A 20,940-nucleotide genomic window follows, 5' to 3' on the forward strand; every position below is an offset into this window, starting at 1 on the left:
AGTAAGTTACATACGAATATAAGAGCAGGGGATTTTTCTTTTTAGAGGAAAGGTAGCGTTTTCTGTGATTATAGCGCCCTATGCAACAAAAATAACAGCCTTTGAAACATTTCTTTCATCAGATTGACATAAATCAACCGTAATTTGCATCATCGATAAAGAGAAAATTCGTACTTTTAAATTAATAACATTAAACTAATGCTCAGTATTTATGAAGAACAAAAAACTTCTTAGCAGCGTTTGTTTCCTGTTTGCTTTCATGTCAACCCTTTGGGGGCAAAACATTACAGTGAAAGGAAACGTTACTTCCAAGACGGACGGACAGCCGGTTATCGGTGCCTCTGTCATTGAAACCACAGCCACGGCTAACGGAACAATTACCGACTTTGACGGTAACTTCACTCTTTCCGTTCCCGCCCATTCAACCTTAAAGATTTCGTATATCGGTTATAAACCGGTGACCGTGAAAGCGGCTGCTTCTATTCGTGTACTATTAGAAGAAGATACACAGATGGTGGACGAAGTCGTTGTGACCGGCTATACCACTCAACGCAAAGCCGATTTGACCGGTGCCGTATCCGTCGTTAAGGTAGACGAGATTCAGAAACAAGGTGAGAACAATCCGGTGAAAGCCCTTCAAGGCCGTGTTCCCGGTATGAACATTACAGCCGATGGTAATCCGAGCGGCTCCGCTACCGTCCGTATCCGTGGCATCGGTACGTTGAACAACAACGACCCTCTTTATATCATTGACGGAGTACCATCTAAAGCAGGTATGCACGAACTGAACGGAAACGACATCGAATCCATCCAAGTCCTGAAAGACGCGGCTTCGGCTTCTATCTACGGTTCGCGTGCTGCCAATGGAGTAATCATCATCACCACTAAACAAGGTAAGAAAGGTCAAATCAAGATAAACTTCGATGCCTCGGTATCCGCTTCCATGTACCAGTCTAAACTTGATATGATGAATACCGAACAATACGGCCGTACTTTATGGCAAGCCAACGTAAACAGCGGTAATAATCCGAATGCCAACTCTATCGGCTATCAATACGACTGGGGATACAATGCCGAAGGACGCCCCGTCTTGAACAACATCTACGTCCCCAAATTCATAGATGATGCTCATACAATTGCCACCGGTGATACGGACTGGTTCGATGAAATTACCCGCACCGGCTTTATCCAGCAGTACAACCTCTCACTAAGCAACGGTACGGAACGCGGCAACTACTTCTTTTCTCTGGGATATTATAAGAACGATGGTCTGATAAAGTACACCGACTTCGACCGTATCTCCGCCCGTATCAACAGTGACTATAAAGTAATAGACAATATCTTGACCATCGGCGAACATTTCACCCTCAACCGTACCACCGAAGTGCAAGCTCCCGGCAACATCATGAGTGATGCAATGATTGCCCTTCCTATGATTCCTGTCCGCACGGTAGACGGAACCAACTGGGGTGGTCCCAACAGTACCATGCCCGACCGTCAGAACGTAGCGCGTGTAGTCTACGACAACCGCAACAACCGCTATACCTACTGGCGTCTTTTTGGTGATGCATACGTCAATCTGAACCCCTTGAAAGGACTAAATATCCGTTCTACTTTCGGCTTGGACTACGCACAGAAATACCAGCGTAATTTCACGCTCCCTTACAACACCGGCTTCCTGAACAGCGACAAGGACGCAGTGGAAATGAAACAAGAACACTTCACCAAATGGATGTGGAATGCCGTTGCCACTTACGAACTGGAGATAGGTAAACACCGTGGCGATGTTATGGCAGGTATGGAGTTGAATCGTGAAGACGATATCAACTTTGCCGCTTACCGCGAAGGATTCGCCATCCTGACTCCCGATTATATGTACCCGTCCGCAGGTGTAGGACAGTCACAGGCAAGCGGTGGTGCCGGCGGTTTCTCCCTTGTTTCCTTCTTCGGAAAATTGAACTACTCCTATGCCGACAAATACTTGCTCTCATTTACACTCCGTCGTGACGGCTCTTCCCGTTTCGGTAGCAACAATAAATACGCCACTTTCCCTTCCGTCTCCTTAGGATGGCGTATCAGCGAAGAAGCATTTATGGAAAAGACCAAGAGCGTAATTGATGACCTGAAAATCCGTGCCGCATGGGGACAGACTGGTAATCAGGATATTGAGAACTATGCCCGCTATTCCATCTACGAGTCCAAATACGGCACAGGCAATCCTCCCACTTACGGCACTTCTTATGATATCACCGGTAATAACGGCGGTGGGCTGCTCCCTTCCGGCTTTGTCCGCACTCAGATAGGAAACGACGACATCAAGTGGGAAACAACCACCCAAACCAATGTCGGCATCGACTTCAGCTTGTTCAACCAGACCCTGTACGGATCTGCCGAATACTATTACAAAAAAACGACAGACATCTTGATTAAGCCCTCTTACATCGCCATCCTTGGCGAAGGCGGCGGTCAGTGGCGGAATGCCGGCTCGATGGAGAACAAAGGTTTCGAATTCAACCTGGGCTATCGCAACAAAACCGCCTTTGGATTGAGTTATGACATAAATGCTAATCTCGGATTATATCGCAACAAAATCTTGTTCGTTCCCAGTGAAGTAGCTTCTACCGGAGACTTCGGTGGCGACGGTGTGATGAACATCATCGGTCATTCCATCAATATGAGGGCAGGCTACATTGCTGATGGCATCTTCAAATCTCAGGAAGAAGTAGACAACCATGCCGACCAAACAGGAAAAGGCATCGGACGTATCCGCTACAAAGATCTGGATAATAACGGAGTCATCGACACCAAAGATCAGACATGGATTGGCAACCCGAACCCCGACTTCACCTATGGCTTGAATATCTACTTGGAATACAAGAACCTCGACCTCACCATGTTCTGGCAAGGTGTACAAGGCGTAGATGTCTACAATGAAGTAAAGAAGAACACCGATTTTTGGTCGGTAGGAGACATGAATGCCAACCGCGGAACCCGCCTGCTGGGCGCATGGACACCGGAGAATCCGAACTCGAACATTCCCGCCGTCTGCCTTGAAGACCTGAATAACGAAAAGAGAATCTCAAGCTATTATATCGAAAACGGTTCTTACCTGAAACTCCGTAATCTGCAACTGGGCTATACGCTGCCAACGGAACTTTCAAAGAAAATCAAGATGGAACGCCTGCGATTCTACTTTAGTGCACAGAACCTGCTCACCATCAAGAGTAAGAACTTCACCGGCATGGATCCCGAAAATCCGAACTTCGGTTATCCAATCCCCTTGAACCTGACATTCGGTTTCAACATCGGCTTTTAATTCATTCATCTTTAAACAACAAGAATTATGAAAATCAAGAAACTATATATATCCTCTTTGCTTCTGGCAGCCTCTCTGATAGGTACCACCGGTTGTGATGATTTCCTGAACAGAGATTTACAGGGGAGCTCTGACGAAGGGCAGACCATCAACCCTGAGAATGTAGACAATTTGGTGATTGCCGCCTATGCCCACATGGTTTCCGGCGAGGACATGAACAGTTCTTTCAGCCTTTGGCCCTACGGCAATGTCCGTGCGGACGATGCGTATAAAGGCGGAGCGAATTCCGAAGACGGCTCGCATTTCCACTTCCTGGAGATAGCCACAGGCATGACTACCGACAATTGGGCTTTTGATGATATCTGGTATCGCCTCTACTCGGGCGTGGCACGTGCCAACGCTGCCTTGAAATCACTGGACGGAATGGACGAAGCCACCTATCCGAAGAAAAACGAACGTATTGGTGAAATGCGTTTCCTGCGCGGACATTATATGTTCCTGCTGAAAGTAATGTTCAAGCACATCGTATATGTGGATGAAACCATCCCGACCACGGACTATACTAAGATTTCCAACCGCCAGTACACCAACGACCAGCTTTGGCAAAAGATAGCCGATGACTTTAAGTTCGCCTACGACCATTTGCCCGACACCCAAGTGGAGAAAGGCCGTCCTACGCAAGCCGCCGCTTCCGCCTACCTGGCAAAGACCATGCTTTATAAAGCCTATCGCCAAAACGAAAAGAACGAAGTGACCGAAATTAACGAAGACGACCTGAAAGCCGTACTGACTTATACGGACAATGCCACCATGACTGCCGGCGGTTTCGGACTGGAAGAAGATTTCGCCTACAACTTCCTGCCGCAATATGAAAACGGAAAAGAATCCATTTGGGCAGTCCAGTACTCACAGGATGACAATACGATGTATGGTAACCTGAACTTTGGAAACGAACTGACAGCTCCCCAGTTCTTCGGATGCTGTGACTTTCAGAAACCAAGCCAGAATCTTGTCAATGCTTTCCGTACCGAAAGCGGTAAACCGTTGTTTGATAACTATAACACCAAAGACAACTACGATGCCCAAAGTGAATACGACCCTCGTCTGTTCCATACGGTAGCCATCCCCGGATTCCCTTATAAGTATAACGTAAACTATACTTTCGACAAATCATGGACACGCAACGACCAGGAATATTACGGACTCTATTCTTCGCTGAAAGAGAACGTAGATCCCGACTGTTCTTGCCTGAAGAAAGTAAACTCTCCTTTTGTGGCTAACTCGATGAACCGTATCGTGCTGCGCTATGCAGACGTGGTACTGATGCGTGCGGAAGCCCTGATTCAGTTGAACCGACTGTCGGAAGCCCTGCCGCTGGTCAATGAGATACGTAACCGTGCCGCCCGTAGCACGACGCTTGTTTTCGACTACGGAGCAAATTTCAACGTAGCTCCTTATACGTCCGCCGACTGGTCGGATAAAGGTGCTGCAATGAGAGACCTTAAATGGGAACGCCGTCTGGAACTGGCTTTGGAAGGAAGCCGTTTCTTCGACCTGGTTCGTTGGGGAGATGCCGCAACGGTAATGAATCAGTATTACCATTCGGAGGCCGGTCGCCGCTCATACTACTCGAACGCAAACTTCACGGCCGGAAAGAACGAATATCTGCCTATACCGCAGAAGCAGATAAACTATAGCGGTGGTTTGTATCAGCAGAATAATGGTTGGGATAATTAATAAACAGGAAAACGATGAAGACTTTGATTAATAAAATATATATGATGCTGCTGGTTGCACTGGCTTTTTCTGCAACCGGATGTAGTGACGATGATGATACTTTCTTTGCCTTGAACGGCGATACATGGATTACTTCTTTCCGTATCCAAGGAAACGACCACTTTATCATAGAGCAGGATAATCAGGCGAAGACGATAAAGGTACATGTGACGGATGATACGGACGTAACAAACCTGGTGCCTGTGTTCACTTTGTCCGAAGGTGCTACGGCGAGTCTTGAGAGCGGCAAACCAGTCAACTTCACCATGCCGGTAGTAGTGAAGGTCACCAATGGCAATGTGTTCATGAACTATACAATTTCCGTGGAAACGGACAAACCGCAGATTACCAAGTTCATGATAGGAGAGTCTGCCGGTCGAATCAATGAAACGGACAAGACGATTCTGGTATATGTGCTCGATGATGTAGATGTGACGGCTTTGTCGCCAATCGTGACTGTTCCGGACGGGGCTACGGTAAGTCCGTTGTCCGGCACCACGCTCGACTTCACTACTCCGAAAGAATATACTGTGACGAACCGCCTGAATGTGGCTACCTATACCGTCACGGTAGAGAAAGTGAAATCGGTGGAACCGATGGCATTTGTAGGCTTGGCTGCTACGGTTGCCGAGTTGCCCGAAGAAGAAAAAACGGCGGCTACATGGATGCTGGAGAAATTCCCGGGAGCACGATATGTATCTTATCTTGAAATAAGGGACGGCAATGTGATACTCGCTCCGGAAAACTTCCGGACGGTTTGGTTCCATGACAGCAACGACGGTTGGCCGGACTTGAATTGGGATACTAAAGATAAGATAAGAGATTATTACGCAAATGGTGGAAATCTCTTGCTGACAGGTGAATGTTTGAAATATATCGGTGACCGCTGGATGATTCCGGCAGACGGGAAGGGACCTAACAATACATTCCCTGATTCCAAACCGGATTATACCTCGGATGCTCCGGGCAGCTTCGTAATCGGAGCCGGTCATGAAGACCATGCTATCTTTGAAGGTTTATCAGTCGAAAACGGTTCGTTGGTTAAATTGACGGATATCGGTTATCGTTGCACCAACCGTACATTGCGTTGGTATGTCGGTTCTAACTGGGGCGATTATCAATCAGTAGAAAACTGGAAGAATAACACCGGTGGCATTGATTTGGGCTACGCAGGAACCGAAGGAGATGATAAAGACGGAATTGTCATTGCGGAATTTACTCCGCGCACGGTCGCAGGAAAAACAACTGGTAGAGCCATCTGTATCGGCACTCCTTTCTATGACTGGTACGACGAGAATAATTCCGGCAATCAATATCAGTCCAATGTGACGAGAATGACGGAGAATGCGATTGATTATTTGAGTAAGTGACATCGTTTAATCTAACAGAAAGAAAAGAAAATTATGAAAACTATGATATTAATAGCTTCAATGCTGGGTATGTCAATGTCGTTCACTGCTTGCAGCGACGACAACGCCCCGGTCATAACAGATAAGAACTTGGACGAAACAACGACTTTCTTCAGTTCGACAGAACCTGGTAATTATACCACCTACTATAAACCTTATGTCGGCTATGTGGGCGACCCGATGCCTTTCTTCGACCCCGTGAGCAAGGAGTTCCGCATCCTCTATCTGCAGGACGACCGCGACGGCAACTCTACCATTTACCATCCCATCCACGAATTGGCAACTACGGACGCGGCCAACTACATCTCTTTCCGTGAAGCCATCCCCTGCGGCACGGCGGTAGAAGACGACCCCGCCATCGGCACAGGAAGTACAATCTATGATGAGGCCGGCAAGACCTATTATACTTTCTATACCGGACACAAATCCGCCGTGCCTCGCGAAGTGATTCTGCTAGCCACTTCCAAAGATTGCAGGACATGGACAAAAGACCGTTCTTTCCGCCTGCCTTCTCCCGTGGAACAGGGATACGACAAGAACGAATTCCGTGACCCGTATGTCTTTTATGATGATGACGCGCAGCTTTACCGGATGTTGGTTTCAACCCTGAAAGACGGCAAAAGTGTGATAGCGCAGTTTACCTCGACCGACCTTCACGACTGGACATTGGCAGCACCTTTCTTTACGAATGTATGGGGACGTTTCTATGAATGTCCCGACGTATTCAAAATGGGCAACTATTGGTACATGATTTACTCCGATAAGGACGTTACCCGCATGGTGCAATATTTCTATGCAAGCACACTGGACGAACTGATGAATCTCTCCGGTGACGGATACCCGTCCACGCTTCCGGATGAAGGAAAACTGGAAGCTACTTCTTTCTATGCGGGTAAAACGGCAAGTGATGGACAGAACCGCTATCTTTGGGGCTGGTGTGCCACCCGAGAAGGTCGGAAAACAACAGGTAACACCGATTGGGCAGGAGCCTTGGTAGCTCATAAACTGGTCCAGAACGAAGACGGCACATTAAGCCTGAACGTTCCGCAGGCTATCTCAGCCAAGTACTCACAACCGGTTGCCTTGACCGAAAAGGCGAGAGTAGGAGAGGTGGCATCTACCGCTTCTTCTTACACCTTGAAGACAAACTCCTTTGTCCGCTTCGCCCGTTTGGGAAACCAGAATAAGATAACAATGACCGTAACCGTCCCCGAAGGAACAGAAGCTGTGTTCGGACTGTCGTTTGTAGATTGCAGCGATAAGGAAGAAAAGGCGCGTATTTTCATTGAGGATAAATACGGCTATCTGAAAATGAAAGAAGTGACAGTAAACGAAAAGACTGGCGAATGGAACGATGCGGTTTCTATCACAGAGCGTGCTATCGTTCCGGCAGCAGACAATGTATATCACATCGAAGCCTACACCGAGCAATCCGTATGTGTAGTCTATGTCAACGGAAAATACGCTTTCACCAACCGTATCTACGATTTGGCTAAGAATCCGTGGTCTGTCTTCTGTACGGATGGCGAAGTCACCGTATCCGATATAAAACTGAGTACTTATTGACCGGAAAGTAACATCTTTTACAGCGTTTGAAACAAATGTGATAGGCGCAATGAAGCAGAGCGCCTATCTTTGCGCTGTAAACAAGAAACGTGATACCATAAAATAAGTAGCAACCTTAATACCATAAAACATGAATGTATTTTTGCCTTTGAGAAAACTTCAGACTCTTCTGATTTGTTTGGTTCTTATGACTGTTTCACTCTCACTCCGAGCGGCTGATTCTTCTTTCTTAATAAAGAATTTAGGAGAAGGACATTGCCTGGTACGTGTCAACACAACTCAGAAATACCTGCTGTTGCCTGTAGAAGACGCGTCTCCTGACGTGCGTATCAGCATGATTGTTGATAATAAGGAAGTGAAGAACTTCGATGTCCGTCTGGCTGTCAATAAAGTGGATTACTTTGTTCCGGTAGACCTCTCTGATTATTCCGACCAACTGATATCTTTCAAATTCAAACTAAACTCGAACGACCCGGTTCGCGTCAACCTTTCTCCGGACAATACTGCCTGCTGCAAGGAAATGAAGCTGTCCGACACGTTCGATACTTCCAACCGCGAAAAGTTCCGTCCCGCCTATCACTTCTCACCCCTCTATGGATGGATGAACGACCCGAACGGAATGGTATATAAAGATGGTGAATACCACCTGTTTTACCAATACAACCCTTATGGCTCCAAATGGGGGAACATGAACTGGGGGCACGCCATCAGCAAAGACCTGGTTAATTGGGAACACCGTCCGGTTGCCATTGCTCCGGATGCGTTTGGAACCATATTCAGCGGTTCGGCTGTTGTAGACCACAACAATACCGCTGGCTTCGGTGCAGGCGCCATCATTGCCATCTATACGCAGAACGGCGAACGCCAAGTGCAAAGTATCGCTTACAGCACCGACAACGGACGTTCGTTTACCAAATATGAAAACAACCCCGTCCTAGTCTCCGAAGCCCGTGACTTCCGTGACCCGAAAGTCTTTTGGTACGAAGGAACAAAACGCTGGATTATGGTACTTGCCGTAGGACAGGAAATGCAAATATTCTCTTCTCCGAATCTGAAAGAGTGGTCGTTCGAAAGCAGCTTCGGTGAAGGATACGGTGCCCATGGTAATGTATGGGAATGTCCCGATCTCTTCGAACTTCCGGTGGAGGGAACCGATGAAAAGAAATGGGTGCTGCTTTGCAGCCTTGGCGACGGACCTTTCGGCGACTCCGCCACCCAGTATTTTATCGGCAGCTTTGACGGAAAGAAATTTGTCTGCGACAACCAGCCGGAAGCTACCAAATGGATGGACTGGGGAAAAGACCATTATGCCACTGTGACTTGGAGCGATGCTCCCGACAACCGCCGCATCGCTATTGCGTGGATGAGTAACTGGCAATATGCCAACGATGTTCCGACTTCCCAATATCGCAGCCCGAACTCTGTTCCCCGCGACTTGAGCCTGTTTGTCGTAGATGGTGGGATTTATCTCAAATCCGCCCCTTCTCCCGAACTGCTGAAACTGCGCGGCATCTCAAAGAAACGCTCGTTCAAAGTGAACGGGACGCGCACGGTGAAAGAAATGATTCCAGGCAACGAAGGCACCTACGAAATAGAACTGGCTATCAAGAATCAACATGCAGACGTTATCGGCTTCCGTCTTTACAATGACAAAGGTGAGGAAGTGGATATGCAATATAATATGAAAGAGAACAAATTCTCTATGGACCGTCGTAAAAGCGGAGATGTCGGCTTCAACGAAAACTTCCCGATGCTGACATGGACGGCTGTTGAAAGCGGCAGGGATGAATTGAAACTTCGCCTGTTGGTAGATAAATCAAGTGTGGAAGCATTCGGTGACGGTGGTCGTTTTGCAATGACCAATCAGGTCTTTCCATCAGAACCTTACAGTCACATTGACTTTTATAGCAAAGGCGGAGCCTATAAAGTAGATTCGTTTGTGGTTTACCGGTTGAAGCGATAGCCTTCTTCTGTTTAATCTATGTGCCCTTTTCCTTATTCTCTACGGCAGAGTATAATCTTATTATAGTGGTATGAAGTGTGAATAAGATAAGGGGCAAACAGGTATGCGAAATTTAAGTAACAGATATAACAATGGAAAACAGTAAAAACTCTTCTCTCTCCAAACTTATCCCGGTGATGCTATGTTTCTTCGCTATGGGGTTCGTTGATTTGGTAGGCATTGCCTCCAATTATGTAAAGGCAGACCTTGGCCTGTCGGACTCGCAAGCAAATATTTTCCCCTCACTCGTCTTCTTCTGGTTCTTGATTTTCTCCGTACCGACGGGGATGCTGATGAGCCGTATCGGTCAGAAGAAAACAGTATTGCTCAGTCTGCTGGTGACATTCGCTTCACTGTTGCTGCCGGTTTTCGGTGACAGTTATATGCTGATGTTGATTTCTTTCTCCCTGTTGGGTATCGGAAATGCATTGATGCAGACTTCCCTGAACCCGTTACTTTCCAACATCGTGCGGGGTGACCGCCTGGCGAGCAGCCTGACTTTCGGGCAGTTCGTAAAAGCCATCGCTTCTTTCCTTGCGCCATATATTGCCATGTGGGGAGCGACGCAAGCTATTCCGTCTTTCGACCTGGGTTGGCGGATTCTCTTCCCGATTTATATGATAGTGGCTGTCATCGCCATTCTTTTGCTCAACATTACACAGATTGAAGAAGAAAAGGAAGAGGGCAAACCGTCTACTTTCGGTCAGTGCCTTGCCTTGCTCGGCAAACCGTTTATCCTGCTTTGCTTTATCGGTATCATGTGTCATGTCGGCATTGATGTAGGCACGAACACTACCGCTCCGAAGATTCTGATGGAACGCATCGGCATGGGACTGGATGATGCCGCTTTTGCGACAAGCCTTTATTTTATCTTCCGTACGGCAGGTTGTTTTCTGGGTTCTTTCATTCTGCGCAAGATGTCTCCGAAGTCTTTCTTCGCTATCAGTGTAGTGATGATGCTGGTTGCCATGATTGGTTTGTTCATCTTCCATGAGAAAGCGGTAATCTATGCTTGCATTGCCCTGATTGGTTTTGGTAACTCTAATGTATTCTCCGTCATCTTCTCGCAAGCGTTGCTGTATCTGCCGGGTAAGAAAAACGAAGTTTCCGGCTTGATGATTATGGGGCTTTTCGGTGGAACGGTATTCCCGTTGGCTATGGGACTGGCTTCGGACACCTCTATGGGACAAAACGGTGCGATTGCCGTTATGACAATCGGTGTGCTTTATCTGCTGTTCTATACGCTCCGTATCAGAAAATAATTTTATATTTGGGAATCAATTAAACTCTGTTTATCATGAATAATATAATAGTAGGAATGGGCGAAGCACTATGGGACGTGCTGCCCGAAGGAAAGAAAATAGGTGGTGCTCCGGCAAACTTTGCTTACCATGTTTCGCAATTCGGCTTTGACAGCCGTGTGGTCAGTGCGGTAGGCAATGACGAACTGGGGGATGAGATAATGTCAGTCTTCAAAGACAAAAAACTGAACACTCAGATTGAACGGGTGGATTATCCTACCGGTACAGTGCAAGTGACACTGGATGCTGAAGGTGTGCCCTGCTATGAAATCAAGGAGGGTGTTGCCTGGGATAACATTCCTTTCACGGACGAACTGAAACGCTTGGCTCTGAGTACGCGTGCCGTCTGCTTCGGCTCGTTGGCGCAACGCAATGAAGCAAGTCGCACTACTATCAATCGTTTTTTGGATACAATGCCCGATATAGACGGACAACTGAAGATATTTGACATCAATCTCCGCCAAGACTTCTACACCAAGGAAGTGTTGCGCGAATCTTTCCAACGTTGCAATGTCTTGAAGATAAACGATGAAGAACTGGTGAACATCAGCCGTATGTTCGGTTATCCAGGCATCGACTTGCAGGATAAGTGCTGGATTCTGTTGGCTAAATATAATCTGAAGATGTTGATTCTGACTTGCGGCATCAATGGCAGCTATGTATTTACTCCGGGTGTCGTCTCTTTCCAAGAAACACCGAGAGTTCCCGTAGCCGATACGGTAGGAGCAGGCGATTCCTTTACGGCAGCTTTCTGTGCTTCCATATTGAATGGCAAGCCGGTTCCCGAAGCTCATAAATTGGCGGTGGAAGTTTCTGCTTATGTCTGTACGCAGAGCGGGGCGATGCCGGAACTTCCGCAGGTGTTGAAAGACAGGTTATTATAGGCTTTTTGATATTATATGTAGAGGTATGTTTCATTTTATGGAATGTACCTCTATTTTTATGTTTAAATTAAGGTACGGACATAAAAAAAGGAGCAACGCCTTGCTCCAACCTTTGTTAACCTTAAATCTAATACTATGAAAAACACAGTGCAAAGATACGGACTTCTGTGATATCTGCAAATAATCCAAATAAAAAGAGATGTTTTATAACATTGATTAAGCGTTTTATTTAGGATTTACACTTTTCTTAATAATTCTCCGGTGAATATTTGTATTCATCTTATCTTCTTTCCGGGGGACATTTCCTGTTGGCTGATGTAGAGCAGAATGAAGTTCATTATCGGTATGCTCCGGTCGTTCCTTTTCATGTTTTTCTTTTCAAAGGTGAATATTTTAAAGAGAAAACTGTTATCTTTAGCGAGAAATTGCTGATAGGCACTTATGGATTTAAGATTCCTCTGTTACCGAGATTTACAAGTAAATATACGCTGAATCCTGCGAAAGTGGAATTGATGTACTTCCCGGTAGTGAATGCTAATAACGAAGGGAAAAGAATTTGGATTACAGAAAGAAAAACGAAAGAATGAAAACAATTAAAGCGATGAAATATACGAAGTGGATAGTGCTATTGTTTTGTCTTTTAGGAATGGCTGCCTGTCGGCAGGATGCTCCTCGTTTCCGTATTGGGGTGGCTCAATGCAGTGATGATTCATGGCGGCATAAGATGAATGATGAAATTCTCCGTGAAGCGATGTTCTATGACGGGGTATCGGTCGAAATACGTTCTGCCGGAGATGATAACCGCAAGCAGGCGGAAGATGTCCATTATTTCATAGATAAGGGTGTCGATTTACTGATAATCTCCGCCAATGAAGCAGCTCCCATGACTCCGATAGTAGAAGAAGCCTACCAAAAGGGAATTCCTGTTGTTTTGGTAGACCGGAAGATTCTTTCTGATAAATATACTGCATATATCGGTGCTGATAATTATGAAATAGGTCGTGCGGTGGGAAACTACATTGCATCCAGCCTGAAAGGAAAAGGAAATGTGGTGGAGCTTACCGGCTTAGGTGGTTCGACTCCTGCTATGGAACGGCATCAAGGCTTTATGGCTGCCATCAGTAACTTCCCGGACGTCAAACTGATTGATAAAGCGGATGCTGCCTGGGAGCGTGGTCCGGCAGAAGTGGCAATGGATAGCATGCTCCGTCGTCATCCGAAGATTGATGCCGTATATGCTCATAATGACCGCATAGCTCCGGGAGCGTATCAGGCCGCCAAGAAAGTGGGACGGGATAAGGAAATGATGTTTGTCGGTATCGACGCTCTGCCGGGTAAAGGAAACGGACTTGAACTTGTGCTAGACAGTGTGTTGGACGCCACCTTTATCTATCCTACCAATGGCGACAAGGTATTGCAGTTGGCAATGAACATCCTTGAGAAAAAGCCTTATCCTAGAGAAACTGTGATGAATACCGCTGTTGTAGACCGTACGAACGCACACGTCATGCAACTTCAGACCACTCATATATCAGAACTGGACCAGAAGATAGAAACCTTAAACGGACGTATCGGCGGGTATCTGTCACGTGTAGCTACGCAGCAGGTTGTCATGTATGGTGGTTTGGTCATTCTTTTATTGGTGGCAGGATTATTATTAGTTGTTTATAAGTCTCTTCGCTCTAAAAACAGGCTGAATAAAGAATTGTCGGAACAAAAGAGACAATTGGAAGAACAGCGCGATAAACTGGAAGAGCAACGGGATAAGTTGGAAGAACAACGTGACAAACTGGAAGAACAGCGTGACCAATTAATACAGCTTTCCCATCAACTGGAAGAAGCGACCCATGCCAAACTTGTTTTCTTTACGAACATCTCTCATGATTTCCGTACTCCATTAACTTTGGTTGCCGATCCGGTAGAGCATCTGTTAGCCGATAATACACTAAGTGGTGACCAGCATCGAATGTTGATGCTGATACAACGAAACGTAAATATCCTCTTGCGCTTGGTCAATCAGATTTTGGATTTCCGTAAATACGAAAATGGCAAGATGGAATATACCCCTGTTCCGGTAGATATTCTTTCCTCTTTCGAAGGTTGGAACGAATCTTTCCTGGCGGCAGCCCGCAAAAAGCATATTCATTTTTCTTTTGACAATATGCCGGATACGGATTACCATACATTGGCAGATATAGAGAAACTGGAACGTATTTATTTCAATCTGCTCTCCAATGCCTTTAAGTTTACTCCCGAGAATGGAAAAGTAACAGTCCGCCTGGCTTCGTTGATGAAAGAAAGTAGCCAGTGGATTCGTTTTACGGTAACCAATACCGGTTCGATGATTTCCGCAGAACATATCCGGAGTATTTTTGAACGTTTCTATAAAATAGATATGCACCATGCCGGTTCGGGAATAGGACTTGCATTAGTAAAGGCTTTCGTAGAATTGCACGGCGGAACTATATCAGTGGAAAGTGATGAAAAGCAAGGAACTGTCTTTACGGTAGATTTGCCAGTACAGGCTTGTGCTTATGAGACTTCTTCTTTGGAAGACTCTCCCGCATCTTCTGTTTCCGAAACTTCTCTCTTGAATGATGCTTTACCCATTGAAGAAGAGGAACTGGAAAAGAACTATGATTCTTCCAAATCTTCCGTACTTATCATTGATGATAATGCAGATATTCGTTCATATGTTCATGGATTGCTTCATTCCGACTATACTGTCATTGAAGCAGCAGACGGTTCGGAAGGTATCCGCAAGGCCATGAAATATGTCCCGGACTTGATAATCTCCGATGTAATGATGCCCGGCATTGACGGTATTGAATGTTGTCGCCGTCTGAAAAGTGAATTGCAAACATGTCATATTCCTGTTATCCTATTAACAGCCTGTTCTTTGGATGAACAACGGATTCAAGGCTATGACGGCGGCGCGGACTCTTATATTTCCAAGCCTTTCAGTTCGCAATTACTACTGGCACGTGTCCGCAACCTGATAGATTCACATCGTCGTCTGAAACAATTCTTTGGTGACGGACAGACATTAGCAAAAGAAGATGTCTGTGATATGGACAAGGACTTTGTAGAAAAGTTCAAAGCCTTGATTGATGCGAAGATGGGAGATTCCGGTCTGAATGTAGAAGACTTGGGCAAGGATATGGGACTGAGCCGTGTGCAGCTTTATCGGAAGATAAAATCCCTGACTAACTATTCTCCTAATGAATTGCTTCGCATTGCCCGTTTGAAGAAAGCTGCGTCTCTGCTTGCTTCATCGGATATGACTGTGGCTGAAATAGGTTATGAAGTCGGCTTCAGTTCTCCTTCTTATTTTACTAAATGCTATAAGGAACAGTTTGGTGAGAGCCCAACGGATTTGTTGAAGAGGAAAGGATAGGGCAGGGAAATCTACCTCAATATACAATAAAAAGCCTGTCTCCCAATAATGATGAACTTACCATTATTGGGAGACAGGCTTTTTATTTATGCGGATTAATTATGAATCAATAGATTATCATTAGCATTTCCCTGATTATACCAGTTTTGTTCATTCTTACCACCGCTTTGTGCCCATTTGGCAAAACCTTTATAGGCATTTAGGAAATTGCCTCCCTCAATAGCGTGTGCTGCATTGCCCGGTACTCTCAATCCCCAAATCAGACGTTCTTTACTATAATAGTAGTTATCGTCTTCTTCATCTCCGTCTTTATATACTGGATATAGATTCTTGTCATTGAATGGATATTGGTATGCTACCGGTTCAATGCCATTCATGTGTATTTCAGTTCCGCTATCCTTGCGTTTTAAATAGAAGTCAAACTCGTCGTCTTCTAATATTTCTTTTACTTCTTTTCTCTTCTTCAATTCAATCAGAATATGAATTTCCGGTAAATCATCCGTAGCTATTAAAGCATTTCGTTCTGTATTAAAATATTGGCTGCCTGCCGGTTTTGACAGATTTTGAATTAATGGGCTGAGGTTGATAATAAGATGCTCATACTCTTTAGAGATATGTTCTATTTCATCGAATGCAGAACTTATATTTTTTGACTCATAAACTTCTATACTTTCTACTTCGTCAGTATCTATCTCTTTCAATCTTAAATAAGGAGAGTAGGGGAATATTCCACCGATAGCTCTTAGACGTAATCCTATTTGTATATACTGTGCTGTATATTTTTTATTAATCTTTTTGATGTCTTGGAATTGTACCTTGTAATTGACTACAAAATCATTGAAGTCGTAATCTCCTAATGAGGGAAATTGGTCTTCAAACATGATTGTTCCCCAACCATCCTTCGGATGAAGGATGATTCCTCCTTCTAATTTTGTGTCATCTTCTATATCGTGTCCGCGAGTGATTGTCCGGGTAGTGTTAGCCTTACCATCAGTGATATTCAATAAGAAACTTCCGTCAGCATTTACGGGTATAGCTATCTTCTTTGTACCATTAGTACTCGTCTCGTATTGGGCATACAGCATTTTTGCATAGGTCGGAATACTTAAAGGAAGAGTGGATGCTTCTGCATCTACCGGAATAGTTGCTATTTTTTCTCCTGTACTACATACTTCATCTAGGAAAAGGGAAACTGTAGTAGGTGTGGTAGCTGATACTCTCCCTTCGGTTACTTGAGTTAATTTCCACTGAAAGTCTGCCGGTATCTCCAAGTCTTTTACTTGAATTTCTTTCTCGGGTTGCTTGCTTTCATCGTAAAGGTTCTTCTCACAGGAGCTGAAAGTGAAGACGCCCGACATACAGATTACGAATAGGATATTTTTCTTTTTCATAACAGAGTAGTTTGCTTTGTTAGTAACTTGGTTGTTTAATCGTTGCAAATCTCGGAATTATTTGTAGATAAAGCAGGTAAAGTTGTAAATATTGTATAATGGAGACTGATTATTTGCAAATTCTCTTCTTTTTATCTAGCTTTGGAGAACAAAATCAGTAAAAAACAGAGCAATGAAAGATTATAAAGTAGATAAAGCGAGTCTTTCAAAAACCTTCTGCCAAGAAGTGTATCAGGTGGTATGTGAGATTCCGGCAGGTAAGGTATCTACTTATGGAAGTATTGCCGGGTTACTGGGAATGCCTCAATGTTCCCGTATGGTAGGGCGTGCTTTGAAGCAACTGCCGGACGATGTTTCCGCACCTTGCCATAGGGTGGTCAATGCATCAGGACGTCTTGTCCCCGGTTGGGAAGAGCAAAAACTATTACTTTTGGAAGAAGGGATTTCTTTCAAACAAAATGGGTGCGTAGACTTGGAAAAGCATCTTTGGAACTACTCCGTTTCTGAATAAAATTTGCATCTTTAATCTATTTTGCCTATCTTTGTGGAAATAATATGCAGAAACAGGCTGTTATTCAGATATAAAAATACCATTTTTACTGCTTATTGAGAGGATAATCTTATCAAATTCTATTCCTTTTAAACTACTCAGTCTGTTTTTTTAATCATTTAGAACTCATCAGTTTGTCATGTTATCCTGTAACGTGACCGAACTAAGCGGCTTTCAACTTGTTTATCATTGTTGAGAATGATAGACACGGCAGTTGAAAGCAAAACAAATATTATAATCTAAACCAATATATTATGAGTAAAATAGAAATAAAGGATTTGTATCTTATCTTTGGTCATGAGAAGCAGAAAGCACTCAAGATGCTGAAAGAAGGTAAGAGTAAAGCGGAGATTCTGAAAGATACCGGGTGCACGGTAGGAGTGAAAGATGCTAATCTTTCAATTAACGAAGGAGAATTTTTTGTGATAATGGGGCTCTCCGGCAGTGGGAAATCGACATTACTGCGTTGTATCAACCGTCTGATACGTCCCACTTCGGGACAAGTGCTTGTGAATGGGGTGGATATTTCCAAAGTTTCTGAAAAAGAACTGTTACAGGTCCGGCGCAAGGAACTGGCGATGGTTTTCCAGAACTTCGGTCTGTTACCCCACCGTTCCGTATTACATAATATAGCATTCGGGCTTGAACTTCAGGGAGTGAAGAAAGAGGAACGCGAAAAGAAAGCCATGGAAAGTATGAAGCTGGTAGGACTGAAAGGTTATGAGAATCAGATGGTAGGCGAGCTTTCCGGCGGGATGCAGCAACGCGTCGGACTGGCCCGTGCCTTGGCCAATAATCCCGAAGTACTGTTAATGGATGAGGCTTTCTCTGCTCTCGACCCCTTGATTCGGGTACAGATGCAGGATGAATTGCTTGCTTTGCAATCGAAGATGAAAAAGACTATTGTCTTTATTACCCACGACTTGAGCGAAGCGATTAAACTGGGCGACCGTATTGTTATCATGAAAGACGGTGAAGTAGTACAAATAGGAACTTCGGAAGAAATTCTGACTGAACCGGCCAACGATTATGTAGCCCGCTTTGTAGAAAACGTTGACAGAAGTAAAATTATCACTGCTTCATCCTTGATGATTGACAAACCATTGGTTGCCCGTCTGAAAAAAGAAGGTCCCGAGGTCTTAATCCGCAAAATGCGCGCGAAGAATATCACAGTATTGCCCGTCATAGATGCCGACGACAAACTGGTAGGCGAAGTACGTCTGAACGACCTGCTTAAGTTACGCGGCAAACAGGAAAAATCCATAGAAGCGATTGTGCGTACGGAAGTCCATTCAGTATTGTGTGACACGGTATTGGAAGACATACTTCCCCTGATGACAAAGAGCAATTCACCTGTTTGGGTAATTGACGAAACCCACGAATTTTTGGGAACCATCCCGCTTTCATCTTTAATTATCGAAGTGACAGGGAAAGATAAAGAAGAAATAAACGAAATAATTCAAAACGCAATAGACTTATGATAAATATAGGACAATATATAGAAAGTGCCATCAACTGGATGATGGTGCATTTTGCCACTTTTTTTGATGCCGTGAATGCAGGTATCGGTAGTTTCATCATCGGATTTCAGCATATACTTTTCGGAATTCCCTTTTATATAACTATCCTGGTGCTTGTCGTAGCAGCATGGATGAAGGCAGGACGCGGGACAGCTATCTTCACTGTATTAGGCTTATTGCTTATCTATGGAATGGGATTTTGGGAGGCAACCATGCAAACGCTTGCTCTCGTTTTGTCATCTACTTGTCTGGCTTTGATTGTTGGCGTGCCTTTAGGAGTATGGACGGCGAACAGTCCGCGTGCAGAGAAAATACTCCGCCCCATTCTCGACTTGATGCAGACGATGCCTGCTTTTGTTTACTTGATTCCTGCCGTCCTTTTCTTCGGTTTGGGAGCGGTGCCCGGAGTTTTTGCGACTATCATTTTCGCCATGCCGCCCGTAGTCCGTCTTACCGGATTGGGAATCCGGCAGGTTCCTAAGAATGTAGTGGAGGCTTCCCGTTCATTTGGAGCTACCCGTTGGCAGTTGCTGTATAAAGTGCAGCTTCCTTTGGCATTACCTACTATCCTGACCGGAGTAAACCAAACGATCATGATGTCGCTCTCCATGGTCGTCATCGCCGCAATGATTGCTGCCGGTGGTCTGGGAGAAATAGTCTTGAAAGGTATTACTCAAATGAAAATCGGACTCGGTTTTGAGGGTGGTATAGCAGTGGTAATCTTAGCCATTATCTTAGACCGTATCACACAAGGTATGGCAGGACGAAAGAATAAGAAGGACTAAAAAATAGAAAGGAACGAAAATGAGAATATATAAATTAGCAGGAATAATACTTTCCGTCCTGCTTTTCCTGGCTTCCTGTACGAATCCGGACGCAGACAAAAAGAAAGTGAAAATAGCCTATGCCAACTGGCTGGAAGGTATTGCCATGAGCCATTTGGCTAAGGTCGTATTAGAAGAACAAGGCTATGAAGTGGAATTGCAAAATGCAGACCTTGCTCCGATTTTCGTGTCTATGTCAGGAAAGAAATCAGATGTCTTTTTGGATGCCTGGCTGCCGATAACAATGAAAGACTATATGGACCAATACGGAGATAGCATTGAATTCCTGGGTGAAGTGTATGGAGAAGCACGTGTCGGACTGGTCGTCCCCCAATACGTCACCGTCAATTCCATAGACGAACTGGTAGCCAATAAAGACCGTTTCTCTTCTGAAATAGTAGGAATCGATGCCGGAGCGGGAATTATGAAAACTACGGATAAAGCTATCTCTGCTTACGGACTTGACGGGTATAATCTCATGACTTCGAGTAGCTCGACCATGCTGGCATCTCTGAAGAAAGCGATGGATAAGGGAGAATGGATTGTCATCACAGGATGGACACCGCATTGGATGTTCGATCAGTATGACTTGAAATTCCTGGACGACCTGAAGAAGGTGTATGGAGACTTGGAAAAAATACATGCCATCGCCTGGAAAGGCTTCAGTGAAAAAGACCCGTTCGCTGCCGAATTTTTTGGTAACATCAAATTAACGACAGAAGAACTCAGCTCTTTTATGACAGCTATGAAAGACGCCCGGATGGACGAAGGGGAGATAGCGCGTAAGTGGAGAGACGAACACCGTGAGCTGGTCGATAGTTGGATTCCGGAATCAAAGGACAAACAGAATCAAGAAAATTGAGCCGGCGCTAACTTTTATTCAGCTCCGGCTCAAACAAAAAATGGGAGTCATGCATTGAGCAGACTCCCATTTTATATGTATCAGAGCGTGATTAATTATTCAGCACCCCAGTTTTCTCTAGCCAGACGTTTGTAGCTGTTGT

General features: G+C 44.9%; 14 protein-coding genes. 13 read left to right on the plus strand and 1 reads right to left on the minus strand.

From position 1 onward, the window contains the following. The first annotated feature begins 211 nt into the window (after positions 1-211). The 9 genes from RDN93_RS18340 (at position 212) to RDN93_RS18380 (ending at position 15,651) form a co-directional block, all read left to right on the plus strand. Complete coding sequence (locus tag RDN93_RS18340) at positions 212-3,316, plus strand: TonB-dependent receptor (RefSeq protein ID WP_308746832.1); 3,105 nt, start codon at positions 212-214, stop codon at positions 3,314-3,316. Between the two features lie 33 nt (positions 3,317-3,349). Beyond that, positions 3,350-5,053 carry a RagB/SusD family nutrient uptake outer membrane protein gene (locus RDN93_RS18345; RefSeq protein WP_374047427.1) on the plus strand — a complete coding sequence of 568 codons (1,704 nt, stop codon included), beginning with the start codon at positions 3,350-3,352 and terminating at the stop codon, positions 5,051-5,053. Positions 5,054-5,067: 14 nt separating this feature from the next. Continuing rightward, positions 5,068-6,462 carry a DUF4960 domain-containing protein gene (locus tag RDN93_RS18350; RefSeq protein ID WP_308746834.1) on the plus strand — a complete coding sequence of 465 codons (1,395 nt, stop codon included), beginning with the start codon at positions 5,068-5,070 and terminating at the stop codon, positions 6,460-6,462. Positions 6,463-6,495: 33 nt separating this feature from the next. Beyond that, positions 6,496-8,067, plus strand: a complete 1,572-nt coding sequence (locus RDN93_RS18355; protein WP_308746835.1) for a glycoside hydrolase family 32 protein — start codon at positions 6,496-6,498, stop codon at positions 8,065-8,067. A 130-nt stretch (positions 8,068-8,197) separates the two neighbouring features. Next, the gene (locus RDN93_RS18360; RefSeq protein ID WP_308746836.1) at positions 8,198-10,030 is read left to right on the plus strand and encodes a DUF4980 domain-containing protein; all 1,833 of its coding nucleotides are present in this window, start codon (positions 8,198-8,200) and stop codon (positions 10,028-10,030) included. 131 nt (positions 10,031-10,161) lie between these two features. After that, positions 10,162-11,331: an MFS transporter gene (locus RDN93_RS18365; RefSeq protein ID WP_308746837.1), complete on the plus strand. Its 1,170-nt coding sequence runs from the start codon at positions 10,162-10,164 to the stop codon at positions 11,329-11,331. A gap of 35 nt (positions 11,332-11,366) precedes the next feature. Further along, on the plus strand, positions 11,367-12,254 hold the full coding sequence (locus RDN93_RS18370; RefSeq protein ID WP_308746838.1) for a carbohydrate kinase: 888 nt from the start codon (positions 11,367-11,369) through the stop codon (positions 12,252-12,254). 269 nt (positions 12,255-12,523) lie between these two features. After that, on the plus strand, positions 12,524-12,841 hold the full coding sequence (locus tag RDN93_RS18375) for a hypothetical protein (protein ID WP_308746839.1): 318 nt from the start codon (positions 12,524-12,526) through the stop codon (positions 12,839-12,841). A 14-nt stretch (positions 12,842-12,855) separates the two neighbouring features. Beyond that, a complete protein-coding gene (locus RDN93_RS18380) occupies positions 12,856-15,651 on the plus strand; it encodes a substrate-binding domain-containing protein (RefSeq protein WP_374047428.1) in 2,796 nt (931 codons plus the stop codon). A gap of 95 nt (positions 15,652-15,746) precedes the next feature. On the opposite strand, the gene RDN93_RS18385 is transcribed toward RDN93_RS18380, so the two are convergent. Next, on the minus strand, positions 15,747-17,042 hold the full coding sequence (locus RDN93_RS18385) for an LruC domain-containing protein (RefSeq protein WP_308746841.1): 1,296 nt from the start codon (positions 17,040-17,042) through the stop codon (positions 15,747-15,749). Between the two features lie 172 nt (positions 17,043-17,214). Here RDN93_RS18385 and RDN93_RS18390 point away from each other — a divergent pair, with 172 nt between their 5' ends. The 4 genes from RDN93_RS18390 to RDN93_RS18405 all read left to right on the plus strand — a co-directional run bounded on the left by RDN93_RS18390 (position 17,215) and on the right by RDN93_RS18405 (position 20,798). Next, the gene (locus tag RDN93_RS18390) at positions 17,215-17,553 is read left to right on the plus strand and encodes a methylated-DNA--[protein]-cysteine S-methyltransferase (RefSeq protein ID WP_308746842.1); all 339 of its coding nucleotides are present in this window, start codon (positions 17,215-17,217) and stop codon (positions 17,551-17,553) included. Between the two features lie 293 nt (positions 17,554-17,846). Further along, on the plus strand, positions 17,847-19,073 hold the full coding sequence (locus RDN93_RS18395) for a glycine betaine/L-proline ABC transporter ATP-binding protein (protein ID WP_308746843.1): 1,227 nt from the start codon (positions 17,847-17,849) through the stop codon (positions 19,071-19,073). Beyond that, positions 19,070-19,897 carry a proline/glycine betaine ABC transporter permease gene (locus RDN93_RS18400; protein ID WP_308746844.1) on the plus strand — a complete coding sequence of 276 codons (828 nt, stop codon included), beginning with the start codon at positions 19,070-19,072 and terminating at the stop codon, positions 19,895-19,897. Before RDN93_RS18395 ends, RDN93_RS18400 begins: the two co-directional genes overlap by 4 nt. Before the next feature lie 19 nt (positions 19,898-19,916). Beyond that, the gene (locus RDN93_RS18405) at positions 19,917-20,798 is read left to right on the plus strand and encodes a glycine betaine ABC transporter substrate-binding protein (protein ID WP_308746845.1); all 882 of its coding nucleotides are present in this window, start codon (positions 19,917-19,919) and stop codon (positions 20,796-20,798) included. Positions 20,799-20,940 lie beyond the last annotated feature (142 nt).

Source organism: uncultured Bacteroides sp. (assembly GCF_902491285.1).
In the GTDB taxonomy this organism is placed as follows: domain Bacteria; phylum Bacteroidota; class Bacteroidia; order Bacteroidales; family Bacteroidaceae; genus Bacteroides.